This window comes from Streptomyces bikiniensis, from assembly GCF_000716625.1.
Taxonomy (GTDB): Bacteria; Actinomycetota; Actinomycetes; order Streptomycetales; family Streptomycetaceae; genus Streptomyces; species Streptomyces bikiniensis.
This window is the reverse complement of sequence record NZ_JNXJ01000015.1, coordinates 63,349-88,117: the sequence shown is the minus strand read 5'-3', so window position 1 is coordinate 88,117 and position 24,769 is coordinate 63,349. Positions and strand designations below refer to the sequence as shown.

Sequence of the window (24,769 nt, the reverse complement as noted above, 5' to 3'; positions counted from 1 at the left end):
CGACCACGAGGAACCCCATGACCACCGCACCCGCCGCTCCCGACCCGACCATGGAAGCCATCGGCCGGGCCGTGGCCGAAGGACAGAAGGGCGACGTCCTCTCCGCCCGCCGCAAGCTCCTGGACCTGTGGACGGCGATCGGCGTCACCGGGGACCCGCTGCACCGCTGTTCGCTCGCCCACTACCTGGCGGACCTCTACGAGGACCCCGCCCAGGCCCTCGCCTGGAACATCCGGGCCCTGGACGCCGCCGACGCCACGACCGAACAGCGCGCCCAGGAGCACCACGCGGGCCTCCACATCGCCGGGTTCTACCCCTCCCTCCACCTCAACCTGGCCGACGACTACCGCCGCCTCGGCTCCTTCGACGCGGCAGCCGAGCACCTCGACGCGGCCGGAGAACACGCGCCTCACCTCCCCCGGGACGCGTACGGGGACTCCCTGCGCACCGCGCTCCACGAGGTGGCGGAGGCCGTCTCCCGGCGGGACACCGGCAGACGGCCCTCCGCGCCCGGCCCCACCGCGTGACGCGCCGCGGCCCTTCTCCGCTCCGTGCGGAGGTTCCGCCTCGACCTTCGAGTCGACCGGAAGGTCTGCGGTCGTGACGTGACCTCCACGCGGATCTCCCGGCTCGCCGAGCGGCCGAACAGGAGGGGGAGCGGTGGCGCACGGCACCGGTGGCCTGCTCACTGACCGGGGAGGGCCTGCACGAGCGCACCGCCCGGTGGCACGAGGCGGTCGACGGCGCCGCACGTGCCGAGATGCCCGCGGGCCTGCGACTGACCCTGCCCGCCGACCGGACCGTACGCATCGCCGGACCGGCCGCCGCGGAGCAGCGGTGCTGCCCGTTCTTCGACTTCCGCCTCCACCTCGACGGCCCCGTCCTCCACCTGGAGGTCCGCGCCCCCGCCGAGGGCCGTACGCTGCTCGCCGGCCTCTTCGGCCCCACCGGCTGACCACCTCCCTCGAACCGCTCCCGCACCAGAAGGCCCACCACGTGCTCGTCGCCCGCTCCCTCGCCCTGTTCACCGTCGCCGCCCTGTTCGAGATCGGAGGCGCCTGGCTGGTCTGGCAGGGCATCCGCGAACACAAGGGCTGGATCTGGATCGGTGCCGGCGTCGTGGCGCTCGGCCTGTACGGAGTGGTCGCCACCCTCCAGAACGACGACAACTTCGGACGTGTCCTCGCCGCGTACGGCGGGATCTTCGTCGCCGGCTCGATCCTCTGGGGCATGGCCGCCGACGGCTACCGCCCCGACCGCTTCGACGTCGTCGGTGCCCTGGTCTGTCTCGCCGGCATGGCCGTCATCATGTACGCCCCGCGCGGCCACTGAGCCCCGGGCCGGCCGGCGCGGAGGAACCCACTCCGCCGGCACCGGCACGATCCCGCCGGGGTGCTTCCACAGCAGGCAGCCCGCCACCAGGCCCGGAACCCTGTGCGGATCCTCCGCGAACGGGCCGCGTCCCGACTCCGGGCAGGCAATCCGTCCTTGGCGGGCGAGACGGCGTCAGCCGGACACCAGCGCCCCGGGAGGCGGGTCGGCCGCGGTGAGCAGGGCCGTCAGGTCGCCCCGCGCGCGGGCCACCCGGGAGCGGACGGTGCCGATGGGACAGCCGATGGTCTCGGCCGCCTCCGCGTATCCCAGGCCGAGTAACTGGGTGAGCAGGAACGCCTCGCGCCGGTCGGGGGTCAGGAGCGCGAGCAGCTCCGCCAGCGCGACCCCCTCGTCGAAGCCGGGCACGCCGGTCGGCTGGCTCCGCTCGGCGGCCGTCTGCCAGTCGTGACGGTCCGACAGGCGGGGGCGGGAGGCCGTGCGCCGGAGGTCGTCCACCACCGTCCGGCGGGCGATCGACAGGAGCCAGGTCCGCGCGGACGAACGCCCCTCGAACCGGGGCAGCGCCGTCAGCGCGCGGACGAACACGTCCTGCGTCAGGTCGTCGGCCGCCTGCGGATCGGCGCTGAGACGGGTCACGTAGCGCCGCACGTCGTGGTGGAGGGCGCGGACGAAGTGGTCGGTCTTGTCCGGGTCGCCGCCCCGGGCGTCCAGGGCGAGGCCGGTCGTGACGGCGTCGGATTCGGGGCTGTGCCGGGGCGTCTTGCGCGCGCCGGGGCGCCACGGGGTGGGCGGGGCAGGGTTCATCGCCACAGGTCCTCACGGGTGAAGGAACGGTCCCGCACACGGCGGGGCCGGTGAAAGGGGTACGGCCCACCCGCCGGAAGGGGGGCGGGACCGGTGCCCGGGGACGACGGCCGTAGGTACGAGCCGTCGGCGGCCCCGGGGAGCCGGCTGTCAGACGACAGCGGTTCCGGCCGGAGGACCCCGTGAGGTGAGGGAGTGGGCGAGCAGCCGCCCCCGGAGGACGTGCGCGCCGAAATCCCGCGGCAGACGCGCGCGGGGGCGGCGGGGCACCGGTACGAACAGGGCGAACAGCAGGCGCAGGGGCACCCGCAGCCGGTGGGCGAGGGCGCGCAGCAGCCGGAAGGCCGCCCGTTCCGCGTGGGCGAGCCAGAGGCCGCAGAGGAGCGCGGCCAGGAGGTGGGCGGCGAGCATGCCCGTACCGGACGCGCTCACCATGTCGTGCCAAGCCGCCCCCGACACGCCGTGCGCGGTCATGTCGTGGGCGGTCATGTCGTGCCCGGCTGTGCCGTGGGCGGTCATGTCGTGCCCGGCTGTGCCGTGCGCGGTCATGTCATGCCCGGCCATGTTGTGCCCGGTCGTGCCGTGTCCGGTCGGTAGCGGCGGGCGGGTGTTCGGCTGCGTCAGGGCGAAGACGGTGTGCAGCAGAGCCTGGACGGCCACGGACACTCCGGTGACGGCCGGCAGGGACCGTTCCCGCGCGGTCAGCGGCCAGGCCGCCGCGACCGTTCCCGCGAACGCCGACAGCACGCCCCACCAAGGCAGGGCCGCCCCCGACATCAGGACGTGGCCGACGGCCGCGAGCAGGACGCACGCGACCGCGAACAGCGCGGCCCGTACGGCTCGGGAGCATCGGCCTGGGCTCATCGCGGCTCATCCTCGCACCCGGACGCGCGGCCCGGAACACCACCGGCGCCCTTGAACCCCCGTACGGACACGCGCCGTTCCCGATTCCCGGGAACTCCCGGGGACGCGCGTCCGACCATCTGCCGTGGAACCGATCCACCGCGACGCGCACGGCGCCCCCACCGCCCCGACCCCTGGAGCACCGCATGACCGTTCCCCCGCGCGACCTGCTGCCCGCCGGACTCCGCCGGTCCTGGGCGGTCGACGGCACCTGCCCCGACCTCGTCCTCTACAGCCTCTTCAGGGCCCGGCAGATCGCCGACCCCCACCACACCGCCGTCCTCGACGCCAAGGGCAAGCTCTGCTACACCGCCCTCGACCGCAAGGTCCGGTGTCTGGCCGTCGGCCTGCGCGGTCTGGGCGTCGGCCCGAGCGACGTGGTCGGCGTCCAGCTCCCGGACAACCGCAACGCCGTCATCGCCGACCTGGCCCTGGCCGCCCTCGGCGCCGTCGCCCTCCCCTTCCCCGTGGACCGCGGCGTTCCCGGGGCCGAGTCCTTGCTGCGCCGGTCCGGGGCCGTCGCCGCCATCGCCTCCGCCGAGCACCGCGACGTCCGCCACGCGGCCGGCCTCCAGAACCTCGTACGGTCACTGCCGGCCCTGCGCCACGTCGTCGCGGCCGGCCCCGGTGAGGTGCCCGAAGGGGCGGTCGCCTGGTCGGGGCTGCTGCGCAGCGACCCGGAGGCGTTCGTTCCGGCCCGCCCCGACCCGGACGGCGCGGCCCGCATCCTGGTCTCGTACGGCTCCGAGACCGACCCCGGCTCCGAGCCCGACCCCGGGCCCGCCCCCGAGTACGAGCCCCGGATGGTCGCGTACTCGCACAACGCGCTGGCGGGCGGCCGGGGCGACCCCCTCGCCTCGCTCGTCCCCGACCGGACGCCGCCGCGCTGTCTCCTCCTCGTGCCCCTGTCCTCGGCGTTCGGCGCCGGCGGCACCCCGGTCGTCCTCGCCCGGCACGGCGGCACCCTCGTCCTGCTCGACCGCTTCACCCCCGGCACCGCCCTCGCGGCCGTACGGGAGCACCGCCCGACCCACGTCCTGGGCACTCCGGCGTCGATCCGCGCGATGCTGGAACACCTCGACCCCGCGGACGAACGGCTTCCGGCGGCCACCGCCCTCGTCCTCGGCGGAGCGCCGCTCGACGCGGCCACCGCGACGGCCGCGGCCGAAGCCTTCGGCTGCCCGGCGGTCCGCCTGTACGACTCCGCCGACGGCGTCGACTGCCCTACCGGGCCGGCCCGTACGGTGCCGTCCGCGGACGGCGCGGCCGTGGTCGCCGGCCTGCCGGACCCGCGCGTCGCCGGGCTCCGGGACACCGGCGGGGACCGCGCGGAGCCCGCCCGGGTCGGCTGACACCGTGCCGGGTGCGGGACCGTGCCGCCCCGTACCCGGCTCCGTACGCGGTCGCCGGGCGGCGCGGTCGCCGGGCGGTCAGGACCCGCCCATGGCCTTCCGGAGCTCGGCCGCCGCGCCCCGGTAGACCGCCAGCAGGTCGAGGTCGTCCCCCGGTAGTTGACGATCGCCACCTGCTTCGCGCCGGAGCCGGGCAGCACGGTCCCGGTGGACACGTGGGCGTTGTCCAGGACCAGGTCGGGCTTCCCGGCGGACAGTTCGGCGAGCCGCGCCGGGGTCACCGGATCCGGCCCGTACGTCCCCGCCGGGTCGGTCCCGGCCAGTTTCGCCGCCCACGTGGTGAAGACCTGGGAGACCACCACCGGGCTCTTCCCGTCCGGCCAGGCCGCCCGCAGGTCCTTGTTCAGCTTCGCGTACTCGGTGTCGAACGCGGCCTTCCACCGCCCGGCCGCCTCCCGGGTGCCGAAGAGCCCGGCCAGCCTGTCCACCTCGGCCCTGACCTTGTCGGGGTCGTTGTCGAGGTCCACCTCCACCAGCTTCGCCGAGGAGCCCGCCGCCTCCTTGATCTTCGCCGCGTACGGCTCGAAGGGCGCGTAGAGCACGAAGTCGGCCTTCGCCACGGCGACCAGGTCGGAGGGCTTGGGATCGTGGTCGGGGGCGTGGTGGACGGAGCGCGGGACGATGACGGTCACGTTCTCGGCGCCCGCCGCCCTGGCGAAGGCGCCCTCCCACGTGGTGGTCACGACGACCACGGGCTTCCGCCCGCTCCCGGCACCGCCACCGCCCCCGCCCTCCTCGGCTTCCCGGTGCTCGCGGCCGGCGGCCTGCTGTGCGCGGCCGGCCTCCGCCTCGGCGGGCGCCGCGTCACCCGCACCGCCTACCGGCCCGGCCCTTGGCGGGCCGCCGAGTGGGCCGTCGCCGGCTGCGGGGTCCTCTCGGCCGTGCTCCCCTTCAGCAACGCGGGCTTCGACGCGGCCGAACCCAACCCCTCCGTCTACCCGCTGAGCCGGCCCACCCTGCCCCCGGTGCCGGCCGCCGCGATCCTTCTGGCGGGAGCCGCGGGATTCCTGTCCCCGCCCCCGGCCCAGCCCGTCCGGCCGTGCCGGCGCAGCGCACCGAGGAAACCGAGCGATCACCTTCGACCAGGTCACCGTCCGGTACGAGGACACGGCCGCACCCGTCCTGCGGGACGTGGACCTGACCGTGGAGGAGGGCGAACCCTGCCTCGTCGTCGGCCACACCGGCGTCGGCGGGTCGACCCTCCTCGGCGCGGTCAACGGACTCGTCCCGCACTTCACCGGCGGCACCCTGTGCGGACGCGTGACCGTGGACGGCCGGGACACCGCCGAACATCCGCCGCGCGAACTCGCCGACGTCGTCGGCGTCGTCGGACAGGGCCTCCTCGACGGCCTCGTCACCGACACCGTCGAGGAGGAACCGGCCTACATCATGGAGCAGTTGGCGGCCCCCCGGCCGCCATGCGCAAGCGGGTGGAGGAGACCCTCGACCAGCGGCGCGTCCCGCTGACCTCCGCGCCCGCGGGCACCGGCGCGTACACGGTGTCCCTCCCGGCCGACGAGGGTGTGGTCCTGCCGGGCACGTACATGCTCTTCGCCCTGGGCACCCCCTGGGTGTCCAGGGGGTGCCCAGCACCGCCCGCTGCATCACCGTCACCGACCCCGCGGCGGGATGACGGCAGAACCGCGTGACGGCCGAACGGCAGGACGGCCGAACGGCGGCTATGGGCGGCTTGATCACTCTTCGTTCACCTCGGGCTAAAACCCGGTCACTTTACGGCGCTAGAGTGCTCGTTCCCAGGTTCGAGGACTTCCGTCCGGTTCAGGTGCGGGACCGCCTGGCCAGCCGGGGTGCTCGCGCCGAGCCGGGCCCCGCGGCCCGGGCGGCAGGCCGGGGTCCCACCTGCCGTTCCGAGAGAGAGTGCCTCCTCCCATGTTCGACAGAGATCGCCGCAGCATGCGGCTGGTCTTCGCAGCCGTGGCCGCGCTCACGGCCGCGCTCGTCGCCTCCGTCCTCCCCGGGGCGGCCGTCGCCGCGCCGGGACCGCCCAACCGGCTCGGGCCGGTCCAGATACAGAACGCCATGAACGGCCTCGCCGTGGACGCCGAGGCCGGGGACATGGAGGAGGGCCGCGAGATCCTCCAGTTCACGTACGGCGGCCGGCACGGGCAGCAGTGGTGGTTCGAGGCCGCGACCGGCTCCTCGTACTACCTGAAGAGCAACGTCAACGGCGCCTACTGCATCGGCCTCGACGGCACGCTCGCGGTCCTGAAGCTGTGCGGCGGCGACGGTACGACCTGGGAGTTCGACCAGGTCCAGGCCGATACCTACCTGCTGAAGACGCCCGGCGGCGAGCAGTACCTCACGTCTCCCACCACGGCGGGCGGCAGGTCCAACAGCGGCGTCCAGCTCGCCCTCGGCAGCCGTGCCGAAGCCGGCACCGGCCGCGGCCACTGGCACCTGACCGACCTGGTGCTGGAGGAGCACACCCCGCCGGCCGACCCACGGCTCGACCAGGCGACGTTCCTCACCAGCCACAACGCCTTCAACTCCTACGGCGACGGCTACTCCTTCCCCAACCAGTCCCGCAGCATGGCCACCCAGCTGGACGAGGGCGTCCGCGGCATGATGCTGGACGTCTACGACGACGGAGCCACCGTCGAGGACCCGCTGCGCATGTGCCACGGCACGTGCTCGATCGGCGGCGACCGGCGCTTCGAGTACGGCCTCGGCGACATCGTGAAGTTCCTCCAGAAGGACACCGACGCCGTCGGCACCGTCTTCCTGGAGGACTACGTCGCCGACCGGGCGAAGATGGCCCGCGAGATGAGCGCCGTACCCGGCCTGAAGGAACTGGTCTTCGACCCCGTGGCGCAGGGGGTGGCCACCCACGGCTGGCCGACCCTGTCCCAGATGCGCGGGCTGGGCAAGCGGCTGCTGATCTTCTCCGACAAGGGCGACGTCCCCGAGGTCGGCGTCCGCGCCCAGCGCGACTGGACGGTCGAGAACTACTGGAGCATGGGCGGCCTCGCGGGCAACAAGGACTGCTACACCCGCTGGGACGAGATCCCGCTCACGCGGCAGGAGCCCGGCTTCACCCCGCTGTTCGTGATGAACCAGTTCCGCGACGCCCCCACCGTCATCACCGCCGCCATCGACAACGGCGACTCCCTGGTCGACCGGGCGCTGAACATCTGCGGCCCGGCCGCCCGCAAGACCCCCAACTACGTCGCCGTCGACTTCTACGAGCTGCCCCTCGGCGGCTCCACCCACCGCGCCATCGAGACCATCGGCCGCCACCGGTACACCTCCGAGGCCGCCGCGAACCCGAACCCGCCCTCCCAGCTCCTGAGCGCCTACAACCGCAAGGCGCAGCTGCCCGGCATGCCGAACTGGTCGGCCGCCGGCTACCGCGGCGGCAGCCCGCTGCCCGGCGAGGCGCAGCACACCGGTGACGAGGCCTGCCGCATCACCCCGGAAGAGCTCGACGGCACCTACGGCGTCAAGCCGGACGACGAGGCCGACGACTCCGCCGGCCTCCAGCGGGCCGTCGACGACATCCGCACCCGGTGCGGGGGCGCCGCTCAGTTCGAGCGGCTGTCGCTGATCACCCTGCCCGCCGGCAAGCTGAACGTCAGCCGCCAGATCTCCGTGGACGCCAGCTACCTGACCATCCGCGGCCAGGGCAGCGACCCGGCCCGGCCCGGGGGCACACGGATCGTGTTCCGCCCCGACGACGACACCAAGTACGACACCCTGACCTCGGACGGCAGCCGCTGGGACCAGGACGCCATGTCCTACGGGACGGGCGCGGACACCGGCAAGGGCGGCTGGATGTGGCCCGGCCGCGGCCTGTTCCGCGTCTCGACCCGCGAGGTCGCCCCCCGGTACGCGGACGAGCTGGCCGCCGCCCCCGCCAACCGCAAGGACCTCTTCGAGGGCTCGGTCAACCAGCACTGGGCCTCGGGCGTGAAGCTGCGGACCTCCGCGGCCGCGCCGGGCTTCTCCGCGAAGGAGGGCGACCGGGTCGTCCACCTCGACGCCAAGGCCGACCCGGCCCGCTTCCCGGTCGGCGGGCACGTGTGGGTGGGCGCTGCCAACAGCCGTAAGTTCTACGCCCTCCAGAGCGCCACGGACGAGGGCCGGTACGAGAACCTGCACATGCGCCAGCAGGTCTTCCGCATCAGCTCCGTCGATGCGGCGAACCGTACGCTGACCCTGGACAAGCCGCTGGAGTTCGACCTCCCGGTGGACTCCACCTCGGACGGCTCCGCCGCGATCGACGGCACCGTCTACCCCAGCAAGGTCACCCCGCTGAAGATGGTGGTCGGCGTCGGGTTCGAGAACTTCTCCTTCACCCAGGACATGCCCGGGACGACCCCCGAGCAGGCCCGGCACAACTACGGCAACCTGGCCCCCGCGTACGCCATGCACGGCCTGGTCTTCAAGTGGGCCGCCGACTCCTGGGCCCGCAGCGTCCGCGCGGAGATGACCGGATCGCACCCGATCGTCACCGAGGTCGCCAAGAACCTCCAGTTCGAGCGCAACCACCTCGACGGCGCCTGGAACAAGGGCAAGGGCGGCAACGGCTACTTCCGCGGCAGCCGCGTCTGGGACTCCCTCTACGCCCTCAACACCACCCGCAACCTGCGCCACTTCACCCTCCAGTGGTCGGCCTCGGGCAACGTGGTCTACGGCAACGACTTCGATTCCGACCTGAACCTCCACGGCGGCTGGGAGCGCCGCAACCTCTTCGAGAACAACACCGTCCGCGTGCCGTACGAGCACTACTCGGGCAACTGCACCGCCCGCTGCGGCGGCGAGGGCGGCGACGTCGAGAGCGGGACCTGGTACCCGATCTGGTGGGCCGCCGGGGCCAAGGCGCTCAAGTGGTCCGGCTCCTCCGGCCCGCAGAACGTCTTCCACAACAACACCCTGTCCAAGCAGCTCACCCCGGGCGGCCCGTACACGGACTACCTGCCGTACGGGAAGACGGGCGCGGGCGCCCAGCCGGTCCACCAGTTCGGCTCCGCGCCGGGCGACCCGTCCCGCTTCCAGCACCTGACCCAGGGCGGCAGCCCGATCGCCGACTGGAACGGCCGCGAGGAGGACGACTTCTCGGCGGGCGCGGGCGTGGACTCCACCCACACCGCACCGCTCACCTCCGTGTTCCTCAGGAACGCGGGGTAGCGGCAACCCGCTGAACGCGCGGCCCGGGCAGTCCGTCTGCCCGGGCCGTCGCGTTCGACACGGGTGCGTCCGCACCCGGAGGCTGCTGCATCGAACCGCCGATGGTCCGGTGCAGGTCAGGGCAGTGGACGAGGAGCTGGGACTGGAGATGGGGTTGCGCGGGAAGCTGGAGCCGCTGCGGGCGAAGTCGACCAAGCTCGCCGACCGTGGATGGTTGCACAAGCGGCCCGACGGACGGTTCGCCGCACGCCGCTCACGCTATCGGGACCGGGAGCGGTAGGGCGTAACCGGCCCTACTCCGGCAGCAGTTGAGTTCGGTGTGAAGAAAAACAACGCTCACGCCGAGGGCCCTGACGGCCTTGTTCACACCGCCCGCCTGCCGCTGTCGGGCGCCACCCTGAACCATCTCGCCACCCTGATACGCGGCCACTGCAAGAAGATCGGCTCACGGTGGCGGGCGCTGCCCGCGGGAAAGATCGCGGGGATCGTGCCGGCGGTGCTGCGCTGTGACCGGCGGCCCGGCGATCCGGCCGGCGGAAACGGGGTGCACCGCACCACCGTCGCCCGCTGGGTCCGCGAGGTCGTCGGACTGCTCGCCGCCCGGGCCCCGCGCCTGGACCGCGCGCTGAAGAGAATCACCCGACCGGGTGGCGGAGTCGTACTGCTGGACGGCTCGCTGATACGCACCCGCCACCGCACCGGAGCCGAGAACCGGAAGAACTGCTCCGGCAAGCACAGATGCCATGGCCTGCTCGTGATCGCGCTCACCGACGACAACGGCCGGCTGCTCTGGGTCTCGGCCGCCCGGCCCGGTCGGACCTCGGGGATCACCGCCTGCCGGCACGACAGACTCACCGCCCATCTCCGCGCGGCCGGGCTCGGCGCGATCGCCGACCTGGGCTTCGTCGGCCTCGACGACAGCGGCCCGGACACCGACCCGGCGGTGATCCCCGGCTGCGAGGCCGCCCGCAGCCAGCCCCTGACCCGCGGCCGGAAACTGTCCCACAAGGCACTGGCCGCGGTCCGGGCACCGGTCGAGCACGGCTTCGCGCACCTGAAGAACCGGCGCGTGCTCGGCAAGGTCCGCACCGACCCGAAATGGGCGACCGCACTGGTGAGGGCCCTGCTGGTCCTGACGAACCACGAAGTCGCACGCTGATCGACGATCTTGCCGGAAGTCATACGCCCCCGACCGGCGCTAGCACCCCGAAGTCCTGCACACCAGCCCCGTGACCTGCAACTTCACGATGCACATAACTGATGGGGGGACGGCCCTGCACCACCCGCCACAGGGTCGAGGGCGACCTCCGGCGGCAGGGGGTCCCGTGAAGAACGCCCGTGTCGCCGACGACGGGGACCTCGTCACCGCTGGCGGCATCACCTCCGGTCTCGAACCGGCCCTCCGGCCGGTCCGCCGTGAACTCGGAGCGGGCGCCGCGACGGCCCTGGAGGAGATGCCGGAGTACGAGGCGCGCGGCACCGCCCGGGTGCCGTCCACGGGCTGACGGTTCAGGCCTCCGCCGCGCCCGTGTACCGCTCGTGCTCCTCGGCGGAGACGCGCAGGCCGGAGGAGGGGAGGAGCTGCGGAATGCCGTCCACGATCGGGTAGCTGAGGCGCAGCCGGGGGTTATAGAGCACGTCCCGGCCGGCGGGGAGCGTGAGAGGCCCCGCCGGGGGCGGGGCGTCGTGGCGGGGCATGGCGAGCAGTACCGAGAGGGCCAGCGCCGTCCCCGCCACGCGCAGGAACAGCGGCAGCGGGTCCTCCGGAAGCCGCTCCCCGAAGACCGGCGTCCCCGCCACCGCCGTGAACAGGGCCGTCACCGTCGTGCAGACCGGCACGAGCAGGGACGCGCGGCACCGCTGGAGCGCGGTCTGCGACATGACGAGCCCGGCGCCGGCGGTGAACAGCAGCAGGTACGGATAGGGCGAACCGAGCAGGGCCCGCGCCACCTCGCCCGCCCCGCCGCCCGTGAGCCTGCCCGCCGCCCCTTTGACCGCGAGCGAGCTGACGCCGTACAGCAGCCCCACGGCCACGCCGTACCCGATGCCGTTGGTCGGCACCCGGTGGCGCCGGCGCGCCCGCCGCTCCACCTGCGCGTAGAGCGCCACCCCCGTCACGAGCGTGGGGACGGACACCAGCAGGACCAGGCCCCAGGGCGCCTCCCCGCCCACGACCTCGTCCTCCTCGCGCACCGACGCCACGACCATGAGCAGCGCCACGAGCACCGCGCCGAGCGCGCGGCGCTCCCGGCCCGTGGGCCGCTCGCCGAGGACGGCGGACGAGAGCAGCAGGAGCAGGACGAGACCGGAGACGAAGATGCCCTGCGCCGCGGCGATCGGCAGCGTCCGGTAGACGACCAGCTGGGCGCCGAACCCGGCGGCCAGCGCCACCGCGCCGACCAGCCACGACGGGCTGGTCACCAGCGTGACGACCACCCGCACCGGCCGCCCGGCGGAGAGCGCGGGCAGCGCCCCCAGCGCCCGCTTCTCCAGGACGAAGCCGACGCTGTAGAGGAGGTTGGCGACCAGCGCCGCGCCCACGCCCCACCACACGGGCCTACCTCCGCCGGGCGTGCGCGAGCAGGATGGACGCCGCCGAGGGCACCGCGCACGCGGCCCGGTCGATCAGGCGCAGCCCGCGCGGCACGCCGTGGAACGGCGCGGCGGAGACGCGCACGTCCTCGAAACCGGCCGACCGCAGGAACGAGCGCAGCGCCCGCGCCGTGAACAGGCGCAGATGCCCCACCACTTCCGTGCCGGGGCGCCCGTGGACGCCCCGGAGGCTCACCTCCGAGAACACCGGCTGCCGGCCGGCCAGCAGCAGCGCGCGGTTGTACCAGGCCGCGAGGTTGGGGGTGGAAAGCATCAGGTGGCCGCCCGGGCGCAGGACGCGCCGCAGCTCGTCCATGGCCCGGTCGGGGTCGACCAGGTGCTCGATGACCTCGCTGAACAGCACGGCGTCCGCGCACCCGTCGGTGAACGGCAGCCCGCCGCCGTCCACTTCGCCGCGCACGACGTGGGACATCCGCGGCCGGGCGCGGCGCAGCGCGTCGTGGGACCAGTCGACCCCCACGATCCGGTGCCCGGCGAGGATCGGCCCCGCGACGGCGGCCGCGGTGCCGTCACCGCAGCCGACGTCGAGGACGAGCGCGCCGGGCCGGTCGAGCGCGGCGGCCAGCAGCCGGGCCTGCCGCCGGCTCCGGGCGTCGCCGGAGGCCACGGGGACGGCGGGGTTCTCGTAGAAGTCCCGCAGCCCCGCGGGACCGCCCGCGCCGGTGCCGGTGCCGGTGCCGGCGAGGGTGCCGGTGCCTGAGGCCGTACCCGCGCCCGCGCCCGTACCTGTACTCGTGCCCGTACTCGCACCTGCGCCCGTACCCGTACTCGCGCCCATACCCGTACCTGCGTCCGTACTTGTGCCCCCGCCCGTACTCGTACCTCCGCCCTCACCCGTACCTGCGCCCTCACCCGTATCCGTACCGATACCGGTGTCCACGTCCGGGCCGTTCACAGCGCCTCCGTGTCGGTCGTCGCGAGCCGGTCGGCGAACATCCGGCCCAGCAGGCGGCCGTCCTCGTCGCCCAGGAGGGTCCGGGACCAGCGCAGCACCAGGTGGAGCCGCCCGCCGGTGGACGCCGTGGTGAACGTCAGGCCGCGCGGCATCGCCGCCGGCGCCGACACCCAGACCGCCCCGGCCCGGCCCGCCTCGCCGAAGTCCAGCGGGTAGGGGATCCGGCCGAGGTTGCTGAGCAGCGTGGTCGAGATCCACGGGGCCGCGAGGCGCCGTACGCCCCGCGTCAGGGCCGCCCGGGCGGCGACCGGGAGGACCGGCGAGGCGAGCAGCGCGGCACCGCGCCCCAGGGGCGGCCGCGCGACCGCCTTGAGGGCGCGGGTGCGCTCGGCCGTGAGCCGCAGCAGGGCGCCGACGTCCGTCCCGGGGCCCAGCTCGGCGGGCGCGAAGCCGACGTCCACCAGCCGGGTGCCGTTGCCGATCGGCATCGCGGGCCCTCGGGTCCGGTCGTCGACGGGCATGGTGATGCGCAGCGGCCGCTCGGGCGCCCCCTGCCGGCGGTTCCAGTCCGCGACCGTCAGCGCCGTGGCCACCATCAGCTGGTCGTTGACGGTGTGCGGGGCGCCCGGGGCGCGCCGGGGCACGGGCAGTTCGGTGACCAGCAGCGCGTTCCCGGGGGCGCCCCCGGGGTTCCCCGGCGCGACCCGCGCCACCGTCGCCCGCGACCCCGCCGGCCGCGGGACGGGGCTCCCGGCCGGCGGGCGGGCCGGTGCGGCGACCGGCGGCGCGGCGGAACCGCTGTAGATCTCCGCGGCGGTCGCCACGATCCGCAGACAGGCGGGCCCGTCGAGCGCCGTGTGGTGCACGGCGAGGAGCAGGACGCAGCCGTCGGTCCCCGGCTCCTCGACCACTTCGAGGCGCAGCGGCGGCGCGGACCGCAGCGACGGGGGCTCGGCCAGGGCCCGCTCCCGGGCACGGACGAGGGCCCCGGGCGCGCTCGGCGGGAAGAGCACCACATCGGTGCCGGGGCGGTCCGTCAGCTCCCACTCGTAGCGGCGGGCGAACGGCCCCCGCCCGCGCTCCCGCATCAGCGCCCGCGGATGCCTGGACAGCGCCCGGCCGAACGCCTCGCGCAGACGCTCCGGCCGGACCCGGCCCGGCAGGTGGATCTCGATGTGCACGGTGTTCGGCTCGCGCGCGTCGGCGCAGTGCCGGGCGATCTCGTCCGCGACCGCGAACGGCACGCGCGGCGGTTCGCGGTCCGGGGTCGGTCCGAAGACCTCCGTCCGCCGTCCGGTGGCCATCAGCGTCCCCCCTCCCCGTCCGGGGCCGGTCCGAAGACCTCAGCCCGCTGTCCGGCGGCCATCAGCGCCCCCCTTCCCCGGGGCGCCCCGGCCGGCCGGGCGGCCACGGGCCGCCGGCGTCCCGGCCCGCGGGTCCAGGGGCCTCCCGCTCCTCCCGCTCGCCGGACGGTGGTCGGGGCGCCGTTCCCACCCGGTGGGCGCCGGTCCGGGCGGTGCGCTCACCCCGTACGGTCACGAGCGCCGCGAACAGGGCGACCAGGGCGAGGACCTGGGCGGTGGCGCCGTAGGCCCCCCGGCCCAGGGCGGTCGGTTCCCCGCTGCCCGTCAGGGCGGCGATCCCGGCCCCGGTCATCGCCGCGAGGGCGAGGGGGCCGAGCACGGCCGGACGCAGCCGGGCGACCACGGCGAGCACGGGCACGACCAGCGCGAGCGGCCCCGCGATCACCACGCCCACCAGGGTCGGCACGACCGTGCCGAGCAGCAGGCCGGGCCCGGGCGGTTCCGCCTCCGCCCCGCTCTCCACCGGTACGGAGCGGCCCCGGCGCCCGACGAACGCGAGCCCGGCGAGCAGCACGAGCAGCGCCCCGGCGACGGCCAGCCCCGTGTCGTACAGGCGGGAGGGCTCGTACACCAGCGTCACCGAGCCGCCCGCGCCGGCGGGGACGAGCCAGGCCTGCTGCCAGCCGTCGACGCGCAGCGGCCGCAGCTCCCGCCCGTCGAGCTCGGCCTTCCAGCCCGCGTTGTGGTTCTCGTGGAGCTGGAGGTACGCGGCCTCGCCGGCGCCCACCCGCAGGACGCGCCGGTCGCCGCCGCCCGACACGGCCTCCACGGTCCGCGGGGCGGTGGCGGCGGCCCGCGGCTCGCCGGCCTTCAGGTCGACGCGGGTGACCGCGAGGGGGCCGGTGTCACCGGCCTCGACGGTGTGGGTGCCGCGCTCCAGGGGGACCCGCCCGCCCTCGGTGCACAGCGAGACGGCGATCGGGCGGCGCTCCGTCAGGTCCCGCACCCGGCCCTCGGCCCGAGTCTCCAGGAAACGGCCGTCGACCGACAGGACCGGGCCCTTCCCGCACGGCAGCGCGAACCTCTTCGCCGGGTCCGGCTGCGGCGCCCGGAACTTCTCCAGCGCCGGTACGTGCAGCTCGCTCAGGCCCACCGGGAGCTGCAACTGCGCGTCCGCCACCGGGTTGTGCAGGGTCAGCGGCGCGACGCGGGAGATCGTGATGTCCATCCGGTCGGTCACCATGGGGGCGAACCGCGCGACCCCGTTGTCGTCGACCGACGCGATCGCGGCGCCGTCGGGGGAGCTGATCCGGATCTGCTCCGGCCGGCTCGCGAGCCCGCCGGACGCGACGAGGACGATCTCGCCGACGGAGGTCTTCCCCGGCCAGGACAGCCGGAGCACGGGCCGGTCGCCGGCGACCCACGCCGTGGTCAGGTCGCCGTCCGTCAGGTTGCGCGGGCTCAGGTTCGTGCCGAGCCGCGCGGTCGAGTCCGCGCCCACCACGATCTTGTCCCGCCTGCCGGTGAGTTCGAACAGCAGGTCGTCGAGCTCCTTGCCCGGTACGGGCAGGGCGGTGGCCCGGACGGTGTGGTCGCCGGGGCCGACCGCCGTGAACTCCCGGTGCAGGCCCACCTCGGCGGGCGCGACGGACAGGCCGCCGGGATCGCTGCCGCGGTTGAGCGAGTACGCCGCCGGTCCGGTGGTCCCGCTCGGCGCGTCGGTCGGCAGGCGCAGCATCCGGGTGACCTGCACGCCGGGCACGGAGACCTCGGAGAACCCGGCCCCGGTCAGCCCCGGACGGCCCTGCTGGGACGCGAGGATCGTCACCTTCAGCCAGGTCGCCTCCCCCTCCGGCGCGGCGACCCGCTGGGTGCCGCCGTCGGGGCGGAGCGGGCTGACCCGGCTGCCCCGGTCGGTCTCGACCCGCACCACGGTGGGCGCGGCGCGCACCTCGCCGCTGGGCAGCGGGGTGAGGTCGAGGGACCCGGGGATCGCGGTCGGGCCGGTGAAGGCGATCCGCAGCCACTCGCCGCGGGGCGAGCCGGGGGACCCCTCGGCCCAGGCGGTGTCCGGGTTGCCGTCGAAGGCGTTGACGGGGTCGTACTGGGGGAGGTGGAAGAGCCAGTTGCCCACCGAGGAGGCCGTCACCGACTCCGCGCCCCGCAGGACGGCGGTGGTCTGGTGGCGGTCGCCGGAGACGGGCAGGATCTGGCGCGGCTCCGCCCCCGGGTCCTGGACCGCCGACTCGGCGTTGCGCTCCTCGACGGCGTACGTGTGGGACGTGCCGGAGTTCACCAGGCCGAACCGGGTGTCGGCGCGGCGCAGTCCGTCGCCGGCCGCGTAGAGCGCGGGGGCGTCCGTGCCGGGATGGGCGTCGCCGGCCAGGACCACCGGCCGGCCGGTCACGGCGCCCGACGCCGACAGGGGCAGCAGGGACTCGGGTCCGCCGCTGACCACCGCCAGGCCGGACACGGGCGTCGTCCGGGCCGGTCCGGGCCGCGGCGTGCCCGCCGGGGGCGCGTAGATCTCGACCGCGCGCTGGCGCGGGTAGAGGCCCTCGACCTGCAGGGGCGTGCCCTCGGGGATGCGGCCGTCGGTCAGGAGCGGGCCGAAGCCGGTGACCCGGCGGTATCCGGAGGCCTCCAGGGTCCGCTTCACCGTCGCCGTGGGCACGTGCCCGAGCTGGTCCGGGTCGAGGTCGTTGCGCACGACGACGTGGTACAGGCCCGCCCGGGCCAGGTACGCGGCGAGCCCGGGGACCTCGCCGCCGGACGCCAGGGCCTGCTCGACGGCGTCCAGGGCGCGCCGGTTGCCGGGGGTGCCGAACGGCACGTAGTCGCGCTGCGCCCAGGGGGACTTCGCGAGGACGTCCAGGGGCTGGTCGATCGGCGAGCCCCACGTGTAGATGCCGTGCGCGGTCGCCGGGACGACGAGGGCGCGGTCCTCGGGCGCGTGCTCGGCCAGCCAGTCGGCGGTCGCCTCCCAGTGCGAGGGCAGCTTCCGGAACGCCCCCGGCTGCAGGATCGTCCCGTTGAGGTACGGCCAGGCGAGGCCGGGCAGGACGAGGACGGCGACCACGGCGGGCCCGAGCCGGCGGGCCCGGGCGGGCAGCGGGCGGGGGAGGCCCGAGGCGGCCAGGTGCGCGAGGCCGAGGGCCAGCGCGAGGGCGAGGCCCGTCTGGAACTTGTAGACGTTCCGGAACGGCACCAGCGGCCCGTTCAGCCACTCCTGCACCGTCGCGTGGAAGGGGCCGCCGAACGCGCCCCCGTACCCGGCGAGCGCGATCAGGGCGGTGACGGTGACGGTCAGCACCAGCCAGCGCCGCTCCGGCAGGTCCCGGCGGGCGAGGCCCGCGAGACCGAGCGCCGCGGCGAGCGCCGAGCAGGCCACCACGAGGGCGGAGGCGGCGACGGTCCAGCCGGCCGGCAGCCACGGCTCGCCGAAGTTCAGATAGCCCACCCAGTTCCCCGCGCCGCGCAGCACCTCGGTCGCCGACATCGTCGCCGTGGTCGTCTGGGACGTCTCCACGTACGGCATGAAGTTCTCGCCGTACACCCCCAGGAGCAGCAGCGGGACGATCCACCAGGCCGTCGCGAGGACCACGCACGGCGTCCACCAGGCGATCAGGGCCCGCTTGCGGCGCCCCGGGGGCCGGGACAGCAGGTACAGGCCGACGGGCAGCAGCGACGCCAGCGTGGACGCGGCGTTCACCCCCCCCATCAGCGGGATCAGCAGCGCGGAGCGCGCCGCGGCCAGCCGTGGACTCGTCTCCGGGCGGGTGAGCGGCAGCAGCACCCACGGCAGCATCGCGCCGGGCAGGGCGGCGGCGGAGGTGGAGCCGACGACGATGGTGAACGTCGGCCACAGCGCGTAGACGGCCGCGCCGAGGAGCCGAGGCGCGGGCGCGCCGACGCCGAGCCGCTCGGCCAGCCGCAGGGCGCCCCAGAACGCGGTGGTGACCACGATCGAGAGCCAGAGCCGTTCGGCCAGCCAGACCGGCAGCCGCGCCAGGTCCGCGGCGGCGTGGAACGGCAGCATCGGGATCACGTAGCCGATGTACTGGTCGGCGATGCCGCCGAAACCGGCCCGGTCGTGCCACAACTGGCCCAGGTCGTTCAGGAACTTCCACGGGTCGGTGACGACGCCCAGCTTGGTGTCGAACGTCATCCGGCCCGGCGAGACGGCCAGGAAGGCGAGGAGGACCGCCGCCCAGAAGCCGAGCGGCCAGCGCCGGGACGCCTTCGGCGGCGGCGACGGCGCCGTCCCGGTCTCGGGGCCGGGCGGGGCCGGCGGACGGGCGTGGAGCGTGGTGGTCATGGGCACCGCCGAAGTAGGAGGAGGAGGTTCCACGTCGCGAACTCGCGGAGCACCGGCACCCGGGTGACGGCCCCGGGGAACACCGGCCAGTAGCGCGAGCGCGCGGAGACGATCTCGACGTCGCCCCGTTCCCTGACGTGGCGCAGGGTGGGGCCGACGCCGATCGCGAACAGGTTCTCGCCCAGCCGGTGCTTGGCCGTCCGGCCGGTGCGCCGCTCGTAGCGGGCCCGCGCCCGCTCGGCGCCCAGGTAGTGCCAGGGCGCCCACTCGTGGCCGCCCCACGGCGAGAGCCAGTTGGTGAACGAGACGTAGATCAGGCCGCCGGAGCGGGTGACCCGGACCAACTCGCTGAGGAACGTGGCGGGGTCGCGCACGTGCTCCAGGACGTTGGACGAGAAGCAGACGTCGGCCGCGCCGTCGGCCAGCGGCAGCAGATAGCCGTCCGCGACGACGGCCCCGGCCCTCCGGTCGGGCGCCAGTTCGGCGGGGTCGGGCTCGAACAGGTAGCCGTGGGCGCCCCGGCGGCGGAACTCCCGCGTGAAGTAGCCGCGCCCGCCGCCGACGTCCAGGACGATCCTGCCGTCCAGCCGGACGTGGCGCTCGATCTGGTCGGCGGCGTCCCTCGCCAGGAGTTCGTACGCGGTGTGCGGATCGTCCTGCTCGCGCAGGAAGGCCCGGAAGAGCGCCAGCGAGCGGCGGAACGACGGGTCCCTCACCTGCGCGCGCCTTCCGCCGGCCCGCCCCGGCCCCGCGGCCGGGAGCGTTCGACCGCTTCCGACGCGATGGCGCGGAACCGGCGCACGGTACTGCTCCACCGGAACGCGGCGGCGTGCCGGGCCGCGGCCTCGCCCATGTCCTCCCGGCGCGCGGTGTCGAGCGCCAGCGTGCACCAGGCGGCGGCGAAGGAGGACTCCCCGCGCGCCAGGACGCCGGTGACGCCGTCCCGGACGGAGTCGCGCAGCCCGGGCACGTCGAACCCGAGGGTCGGCGTGCCGCGCGCGCCCGCCTCGGTCACGACGAGTCCCCAGCCCTCGACGGCGGCGGGGTGCAGGAGCAGCCAGGCCTCGCACAGCAGCCGGTGCTTCTCCTCCTCGGAGACCTGTCCGGTGAACTCGACGCCGGCGCCCGCCAGTCGTTCGAGGCGGTCGCGTTCCGGCCCGTCGCCGACGACGACGAGCCGGCCGCCGGTCACCGGGCGGACCCGTTCCCACAGGCGCAGCAGGAGGTCGATGCGCTTGTAGTCGACGAGCCGGCCGAGGGCGACGAACAGCGGCGTCGCCGACCTCGGGGTCCGCGGCGCGGGCTCGTGGACGCCGTTGTGCACGACGCGGATGCGCTCGGGCGGCACCCCGATCGCGCGCAGCGCCTCCTCGGTGGAGGGGGACACGGCGACCAGGAGGTTGCCCCGGTGGGCCCGGGCGAGCGCCCAGTGCTCGAGCAGCCGGCCCGCGCGGGCGACGGGCCGGGGGAAGCGCATCCCCCACAGGTCGGTGTGCACGTGGTTGACCAGGCACACGGTCGGGCCGTCGTGCCACAGCGGCGCCAGGTAGGGCATGCCGTTGCACACCTCGACGAGCAGGTCGCACGACCCGACGTGCCGGGCGAAGGCGGACCGGGCGCCGGCGAAGTGCCCGAACGGGCCCCCGGCGGACACGACCCGGTAGGAGCGCGGTGCGGCGGTGCCCCCGCACAGCAGGGTCACGTCGTGGCCGAACCCGGTCAGCCCGGAGGCGATCCGGTCGATGAGGACTTCCGAGCCGCCCGCGGCGGGGTTGCCCAGGCCCCGGTGGGCGAGGAAGGCGATGCGCCGGGGCGGTTCGCTCCGCCGGGGACGCGTCTGGACGGGCCCGACCAGGGGCTGGGGGAGCGGTGGCGGAACGGGCGTGAGCCGTGGGGCGGGGACGTGCTGGGGCATGTGCGCTCCAACTCGTTCGGGTGGGGAGAAAGGGAGGAGGACGGAGGGCGGGGTGGGGCGACGGGGGGACGGGGCGGTGCGAAGAAGGACGAGGCGAAGGAGGGCGAGGCGAAGGAAGGCGAGGCGAAGAAGGACGAGGCGGAGGGTGAGGGTGAGGGTGGGGCAGGGGAGACCGGGGTGGGGTCGTGCTTGGTTGGGGACGCCAGTCTTCGGCAGGTGATCGACGCGAGGCTACTCACCGGTATGACAAGTTGGGGGCCGCTCAGACGGGCCAATGCATCGCCAAGTGAGCGTCACGGGCGCGCAGTCGGGACAATTCGCCCCCGCGCCACCAGGAGACCGCCGACCAGCGCGAGTACTCCGCCGAGGATCCCCGCCCCCAGCGGAAGGGTGCCGCCGAGCAGCCTCAGCCGGCCGCCGTCCGCCGACGCGAGCCGCACCTGCTGCCGCTGCGTGGCCTCGGTGAACGCGATCCTCCCGCTGGACAGCAGCACCACGGCGTCCTTGTCGGACCCCGGGGCGCGCAGGGTCTTCCGGGGGCCCGTCGCCGCGTACAGGATCCGCCCGGTGGGCCGGTCCACGACCAGCTCGATCGCGCTGTTGGCGTACCACTCCTCGGCGAGCACCTGCGGCCGGTCCGGGAGGCCCACCAGCCTGCCCGGCACCTGGCGCACGCCGGTACGGGTGGCGGGGACGCTGCCGGTGAAGCGCAGGCCACGGTGCCCCTGCACCGTGCCGGGGCCCGTGTGGCGGAGCAGGACGACGGCGCCGAGCGTGCCGTCCCACCAGCGGTAGTCGCGCTTCTCGACGTCGAAGGGGAACTTCAGATAGGCCTCGCCGTCGAAGACGGGCGACTCGCCGCAGCAGTGCGCCGGCTCGTTCGTGCGCCGGTCCGTCACCCACCGCTCCAGGGTCCACTGGAGGGAGTCGCGCGTGTCGGTGGCGGGCAGCGTGGCGTCGGTGTCCACCGACGTGGACACGTCCCACACGGCCTTACCGCTCCGCACGCCCTCGGCGACGTCGCCGCGGACCTGCCGCGTGATGGTGATCCGCCGGTCGTTCAGCGTTTCGAGCCGCGTGGTGTCGAAATAGCTGCCGCTGCCCTCGAAGACGGTCGTCGTGTCGACGTCGAGCGGGGTGCGCTTGGCCTGCGGCAGGACCTGGGCCACCAGCAACGGGGCCAGGACCAGCAGGAACACCCCCGCTCCGAGCAGGATCAGGGACAGTGGTGAAGCGGTACGGCGCATCCGGGACTCCTGTGGGACAACTCGCACGGAGACGCACGGACCTCAGGACCCGGTCAAGCCCTTGTGGCCGGAGACGCTAGGCAGCACTTGACGGAATGTCAATGTGCTGTCAAAACTGTCGGTCGGCGGTGGGGGCCGGCCGGGATGGGGCGTCTCCGATCGAGGAGCTGACCCGACGCAATGAGCAGACTGATCGCCGCAACAGGAACCGTCGTGATCGCCGCGGTGCTCGCCGTGGGCGCCGCCTTCGGGATCGTCGCCGTCCTCGACGCCGTGCCCGAGCAGCCGAACGTGCCGCTGGTCACCTATGACACGGCTCCGGCGAGCCGATGACCCGACTCGTCTGGGGCGACGTGCCCCCATCGAAGGTGGACCGGTTCGCGGCCATCGTGCTGTCCGAGTCGGCGGACCTGGCGGGGGAGATCCTCCGCGCGATCCGCTCCGAATTCCCCGGACAGCGCCCCGCGAAGGAGGAGACCGGCGAACCGAAGTCCCTCGTCGGCATCCGGCGGGCCATCGAGGGCTTCGTCCAGCAGCTCCTGTCCGGGGAGGCCGACCCGCGCGTACCCGACGAGGTCTTCCGGGAGTTCGGCCGGGCGGAGGGTCTGAAAGGACGCAGCCACGATTCGCTCCAGGCCGTCTACCGCCTCGGCGTCCGGCTCGCCTGGCGGCGGTTCGCCGAGGTCGGCCAGCAGGTGGACATCGCCGCCCCCGCCATGTACGAACTCGCCGAGGCCGGCTTCAAGTACCTGGACGGCCTGGTCGAGGAGTCGGTACGCGGCTACGCCGAGGCGGCGGCCCGGCAGGAGGGGGAGCGCCTGCGCCTGCAGCGGAGGCTGATCGACCGGCTCCTTTCGGGCCGGCACACCGACCCCGCCCAGGCCCTCGGGGAGCGCGCCGCCCGCATCGGCTGGGAGCTGCCGGCCACCGTCGCGGTGGGCGTCCTGATCCGGCCCGCGCGCGAGGCCGTCGCCCCCGCGCTCGGCCGGGGCGTCCTCCTCGACATGGAGAGCGAGCAGCCCCGCGTGGTCGTCCCGGACCCGGACGTCGCCGGCCGCGCCGACCACGTCCGCCGGGCCACGGCCGGATGGTCCGGGGCGATCGGGCCGACGGTGCCGCTCGCCGCGGCGGTGGAGTCCCTGCGCTGGGCGGAGACCGCCGTCCGGCTGGTCGAGGACGGCCTCCTGCCCCACGACGGGCTGCACCACTGCACGGACCGCGTCGAGGAACTGCTCCTGCTTCCCTCCCGGGAGCTCGTCGACGCGGCGGCCGCGCGCTGCCTGACCCCCCTGAACGGCGTCGCCCCCGCCCAGGCGCGGCGCCTCGCCGACACGCTGCTCGCCTGGATCGAGACCTCCGGCGGAGCACCGGAGGTCGCCCATCGCCTCGGCGTGCACCCCCAGACGGCCCGCTACCGCCTGCGGCAGATCCGCGAACTCTGGGGCGACGCGCTCGACGACCCCGACCACCGCTTCGAACTCCTCCTGGTCCTCCGCTCCCGCCGCCTGCGCGGCGAACCCTCCGACACCGGCGAACAGGAGTAGACGAGGGCGCCCGGTGCGGGGAGGGGGCGGCGGGAGGAACGCCGGGTGCGGGGAGGCCGGCGGGCTCGCGTCAGCCCGTGTCCGCCGGTCGCCCCGCCGGTCCCTCCCCCCGGTCGCGGACCGCCAGGAGTGCCGCGCCGATGGCCGCCGTCGCGCGTGGGTCGGAGAGGGAGCGGCCCGTCAGGTCCTCGATCCGCCGGAGGCGGTAGCGGACGGTGTTGGGGTGGACGAAGAGGCCCCGGGCCGCGGCGTCGGCCGAGCCGCCCGAGGCGAACCAGTGCTCCAGGGTGCGCAGCAGGCGGGACCGCTCCGCGGTCGGCAGGTCGAGGACCGGCCGGAGCGTCACCTCCACCAGCCGGGCCGCCTCGTCGGGCGCCGCGGCGACGACCATCGCCAGCGGGTCGTCGTCGAACCGGGCCACGCCGGGACCGGTCCCCGGCAGCCCGGACAGGGCCAGACGGGCGAAGCGCAGGTTCTGCGGAACGCTCCGCAGCGAGGGGAAGCAGGGGCTGAACCCCACCCGGGCGCGGCTCCGCCGCAGGACGCGGAGGCAGGTGCCCTCCGCCGTGGCGGTGGGCAGCGCGATCAGGGCGAGCTGCCGGTCCGGCAGCAGCCTCCAGGCCGAGGGCAGTTCCGCCCGGAGCAGCGCCGCCTCCACGCCCGCGAGGGGCTCCTCGCCCGGAGCGCCGGCCTCCGCGACGGCGACGGCGTACGGCCCCTGCTCGGGCAGCCCCAGCTCCCGCGCGGCCTCCCACAGGGTGTGGTCGGTGATGACGCCGGTGAACAGCGCCTCCGCCAGGGCGGAGCGCCGCGCCTGGCCCCGCGAGGTCAGCTCGGCGGCCGTCTCCCGGTAGGCGACCGCCACCGCCTCCGCGTACAGGCCGAACAGTGCCCAGAAGTCCGCGGACTCCGTCACGAGGAGGTCGTCCGAGACCTCGGGACGCGTGCGCGCCTCCGCGAGGATCTCCGTCCACAGGAGCTCCGAGCCGATGCGGTACGCGCGCAGGGTGTCGGCCAGCGGGACGCCCTGCTCCGCCCTGGCGCGCCCGGTCTCGCGGGCCGCCTCCGCGTCCGGGGCGTCCTTCCGGCGCAGGTGCGTCAGCACGAAGTCCGCGTTGGCGGCGCAGGAGCGCCGCACCGCGTCCGGGGAGACCAGCGACTCGTCCTCGTAGGCGTCGACCTCCGAGCGGATGCGGAGCGCCATGCGCCCGGCCAGCTCGGGAAGCCTCGCGTGGAGCGCCGCCGCCACGCCCGAAACGTCCATGCCCGCAGCCTAACCCCGCCGTTTTGTCGCCGGGGACAATCCGGGGACCCGAGCGCTGTCGGCCGGG

The 24,769-nt window shown here is 75.0% G+C and carries 21 protein-coding genes and 2 pseudogenes; 13 read left to right on the top strand and 10 right to left on the bottom strand.

Annotated features, from left to right (window positions below; all coding sequences use genetic code 11):
- Positions 1 to 17: 17 nt before the first annotated feature.
- From OO47_RS13720 to OO47_RS13710, 3 genes are all read left to right on the top strand, one after another.
- Entirely contained in the window at positions 18 to 527 is a 510-nt protein-coding gene (locus OO47_RS13720; protein ID WP_030213387.1) for a hypothetical protein, read from the top strand.
- A 149-nt stretch (positions 528 to 676) separates the two neighbouring features.
- On the top strand, positions 677 to 955 hold the full coding sequence (locus OO47_RS13715) for a hypothetical protein (protein ID WP_234323166.1): 279 nt from the start codon (positions 677 to 679) through the stop codon (positions 953 to 955).
- A 41-nt stretch (positions 956 to 996) separates the two neighbouring features.
- Positions 997 to 1,332 (top strand): YnfA family protein, encoded by a 336-nt coding sequence (locus OO47_RS13710; protein WP_030213383.1) that lies wholly within the window; start codon positions 997 to 999, stop codon positions 1,330 to 1,332.
- A 174-nt stretch (positions 1,333 to 1,506) separates the two neighbouring features.
- Here the strand turns inward: OO47_RS13710 and OO47_RS13705 are convergent, their stop codons facing one another.
- Positions 1,507 to 2,139 carry a sigma-70 family RNA polymerase sigma factor gene (locus OO47_RS13705; protein ID WP_033209048.1) on the bottom strand — a complete coding sequence of 211 codons (633 nt, stop codon included), beginning with the start codon at positions 2,137 to 2,139 and terminating at the stop codon, positions 1,507 to 1,509.
- Between the two features lie 150 nt (positions 2,140 to 2,289).
- Entirely contained in the window at positions 2,290 to 3,003 is a 714-nt protein-coding gene (locus OO47_RS13700) for a hypothetical protein (RefSeq protein WP_030213379.1), read from the bottom strand.
- A 185-nt stretch (positions 3,004 to 3,188) separates the two neighbouring features.
- Here OO47_RS13700 and OO47_RS13695 point away from each other — a divergent pair, with 185 nt between their 5' ends.
- From OO47_RS13695 to OO47_RS33355, 8 genes and pseudogenes are all read left to right on the top strand, one after another.
- Complete coding sequence (locus OO47_RS13695; RefSeq protein ID WP_078489640.1) at positions 3,189 to 4,394, top strand: AMP-binding protein; 1,206 nt, start codon at positions 3,189 to 3,191, stop codon at positions 4,392 to 4,394.
- Between the two features lie 159 nt (positions 4,395 to 4,553).
- The gene (locus OO47_RS38590; RefSeq protein ID WP_030213375.1) at positions 4,554 to 4,991 is read left to right on the top strand and encodes a hypothetical protein; all 438 of its coding nucleotides are present in this window, start codon (positions 4,554 to 4,556) and stop codon (positions 4,989 to 4,991) included.
- 179 nt (positions 4,992 to 5,170) lie between these two features.
- Positions 5,171 to 5,595 (top strand): annotated as a pseudogene (locus OO47_RS37750) (hypothetical protein); the annotation flags it as partial.
- Positions 5,526 to 5,944 (top strand): annotated as a pseudogene (locus tag OO47_RS13685) (ATP-binding cassette domain-containing protein); the annotation flags it as partial. The pseudogenes OO47_RS37750 and OO47_RS13685, both read left to right, overlap by 70 nt.
- A 400-nt stretch (positions 5,945 to 6,344) precedes the next feature.
- A complete protein-coding gene (locus tag OO47_RS13680; RefSeq protein WP_030213366.1) occupies positions 6,345 to 9,602 on the top strand; it encodes an RICIN domain-containing protein in 3,258 nt (1,085 codons plus the stop codon).
- 109 nt (positions 9,603 to 9,711) lie between these two features.
- Positions 9,712 to 9,882 (top strand): hypothetical protein, encoded by a 171-nt coding sequence (locus OO47_RS37240; protein WP_167345334.1) that lies wholly within the window; start codon positions 9,712 to 9,714, stop codon positions 9,880 to 9,882.
- Between the two features lie 39 nt (positions 9,883 to 9,921).
- The gene (locus OO47_RS13670; protein WP_030213360.1) at positions 9,922 to 10,761 is read left to right on the top strand and encodes a transposase family protein; all 840 of its coding nucleotides are present in this window, start codon (positions 9,922 to 9,924) and stop codon (positions 10,759 to 10,761) included.
- Positions 10,762 to 10,927: 166 nt separating this feature from the next.
- Positions 10,928 to 11,107 (top strand): type 1 glutamine amidotransferase family protein, encoded by a 180-nt coding sequence (locus tag OO47_RS33355; protein ID WP_030213359.1) that lies wholly within the window; start codon positions 10,928 to 10,930, stop codon positions 11,105 to 11,107.
- A 4-nt stretch (positions 11,108 to 11,111) separates the two neighbouring features.
- Here the strand turns inward: OO47_RS33355 and OO47_RS13660 are convergent, their stop codons facing one another.
- The 7 genes from OO47_RS13660 to OO47_RS13630 form a co-directional block, all read right to left on the bottom strand.
- Positions 11,112 to 12,155: a Trm112 family protein gene (locus tag OO47_RS13660; RefSeq protein WP_234323165.1), complete on the bottom strand. Its 1,044-nt coding sequence runs from the start codon at positions 12,153 to 12,155 to the stop codon at positions 11,112 to 11,114.
- Positions 12,156 to 12,159: 4 nt separating this feature from the next.
- Positions 12,160 to 12,993, bottom strand: a complete 834-nt coding sequence (locus OO47_RS13655) for a class I SAM-dependent methyltransferase (RefSeq protein ID WP_078489639.1) — start codon at positions 12,991 to 12,993, stop codon at positions 12,160 to 12,162.
- Between the two features lie 113 nt (positions 12,994 to 13,106).
- A complete protein-coding gene (locus OO47_RS13650; RefSeq protein WP_030213345.1) occupies positions 13,107 to 14,414 on the bottom strand; it encodes a condensation protein in 1,308 nt (435 codons plus the stop codon).
- 61 nt (positions 14,415 to 14,475) lie between these two features.
- Positions 14,476 to 18,732 (bottom strand): alpha-(1->3)-arabinofuranosyltransferase domain-containing protein, encoded by a 4,257-nt coding sequence (locus tag OO47_RS13645; protein ID WP_199812301.1) that lies wholly within the window; start codon positions 18,730 to 18,732, stop codon positions 14,476 to 14,478.
- Positions 18,729 to 19,448: a class I SAM-dependent methyltransferase gene (locus OO47_RS13640; protein WP_030213340.1), complete on the bottom strand. Its 720-nt coding sequence runs from the start codon at positions 19,446 to 19,448 to the stop codon at positions 18,729 to 18,731. Before OO47_RS13640 ends, OO47_RS13645 begins: the two co-directional genes overlap by 4 nt.
- Positions 19,445 to 20,647, bottom strand: a complete 1,203-nt coding sequence (locus OO47_RS13635) for a glycosyltransferase family 4 protein (RefSeq protein WP_030213338.1) — start codon at positions 20,645 to 20,647, stop codon at positions 19,445 to 19,447. The genes OO47_RS13640 and OO47_RS13635 overlap by 4 nt, the downstream gene beginning before the upstream one ends.
- Before the next feature lie 293 nt (positions 20,648 to 20,940).
- Positions 20,941 to 21,894 carry a DUF3068 domain-containing protein gene (locus OO47_RS13630; protein WP_030213333.1) on the bottom strand — a complete coding sequence of 318 codons (954 nt, stop codon included), beginning with the start codon at positions 21,892 to 21,894 and terminating at the stop codon, positions 20,941 to 20,943.
- A gap of 180 nt (positions 21,895 to 22,074) precedes the next feature.
- On the opposite strand from OO47_RS13630, the gene OO47_RS37235 reads away from it, so the two are divergent.
- Both OO47_RS37235 and OO47_RS13625 read left to right on the top strand, forming a co-directional pair.
- Positions 22,075 to 22,227 carry a hypothetical protein gene (locus OO47_RS37235; protein ID WP_167345333.1) on the top strand — a complete coding sequence of 51 codons (153 nt, stop codon included), beginning with the start codon at positions 22,075 to 22,077 and terminating at the stop codon, positions 22,225 to 22,227.
- Complete coding sequence (locus tag OO47_RS13625; RefSeq protein ID WP_030213329.1) at positions 22,224 to 23,438, top strand: PucR family transcriptional regulator; 1,215 nt, start codon at positions 22,224 to 22,226, stop codon at positions 23,436 to 23,438. The genes OO47_RS37235 and OO47_RS13625 overlap by 4 nt, the downstream gene beginning before the upstream one ends.
- Before the next feature lie 70 nt (positions 23,439 to 23,508).
- Here the strand turns inward: OO47_RS13625 and OO47_RS13620 are convergent, their stop codons facing one another.
- Positions 23,509 to 24,702 (bottom strand): PucR family transcriptional regulator, encoded by a 1,194-nt coding sequence (locus OO47_RS13620; protein WP_234323164.1) that lies wholly within the window; start codon positions 24,700 to 24,702, stop codon positions 23,509 to 23,511.
- Positions 24,703 to 24,769 lie beyond the last annotated feature (67 nt).

Bases quoted from the DNA above. Each gene is read 5' to 3' on its own strand.
- OO47_RS13630 (WP_030213333.1), bottom strand. From the start codon at position 21,894: ATGCGCCGTACCGCTTCACCACTGTCCCTGATCCTGCTCGGAGCGGGG.
- OO47_RS13705 (WP_033209048.1), bottom strand. From the start codon at position 2,139: ATGAACCCTGCCCCGCCCACCCCGTGGCGCCCCGGCGCGCGCAAGACG.
- OO47_RS13680 (WP_030213366.1), top strand. From the start codon at position 6,345: ATGTTCGACAGAGATCGCCGCAGCATGCGGCTGGTCTTCGCAGCCGTG.
- OO47_RS13620 (WP_234323164.1), bottom strand. From the start codon at position 24,702: ATGGACGTTTCGGGCGTGGCGGCGGCGCTCCACGCGAGGCTTCCCGAG.
- OO47_RS13700 (WP_030213379.1), bottom strand. From the start codon at position 3,003: ATGAGCCCAGGCCGATGCTCCCGAGCCGTACGGGCCGCGCTGTTCGCG.
- OO47_RS13695 (WP_078489640.1), top strand. From the start codon at position 3,189: ATGACCGTTCCCCCGCGCGACCTGCTGCCCGCCGGACTCCGCCGGTCC.
- OO47_RS13635 (WP_030213338.1), bottom strand. From the start codon at position 20,647: ATGCCCCAGCACGTCCCCGCCCCACGGCTCACGCCCGTTCCGCCACCG.
- OO47_RS13650 (WP_030213345.1), bottom strand. From the start codon at position 14,414: ATGGCCACCGGACGGCGGACGGAGGTCTTCGGACCGACCCCGGACCGC.
- OO47_RS13720 (WP_030213387.1), top strand. From the start codon at position 18: ATGACCACCGCACCCGCCGCTCCCGACCCGACCATGGAAGCCATCGGC.
- OO47_RS37235 (WP_167345333.1), top strand. From the start codon at position 22,075: ATGAGCAGACTGATCGCCGCAACAGGAACCGTCGTGATCGCCGCGGTG.
- OO47_RS13645 (WP_199812301.1), bottom strand. From the start codon at position 18,732: ATGACCACCACGCTCCACGCCCGTCCGCCGGCCCCGCCCGGCCCCGAG.
- OO47_RS13655 (WP_078489639.1), bottom strand. From the start codon at position 12,993: ATGGGCGCGAGTACGGGTACGGGCGCAGGTGCGAGTACGGGCACGAGT.
- OO47_RS13625 (WP_030213329.1), top strand. From the start codon at position 22,224: ATGACCCGACTCGTCTGGGGCGACGTGCCCCCATCGAAGGTGGACCGG.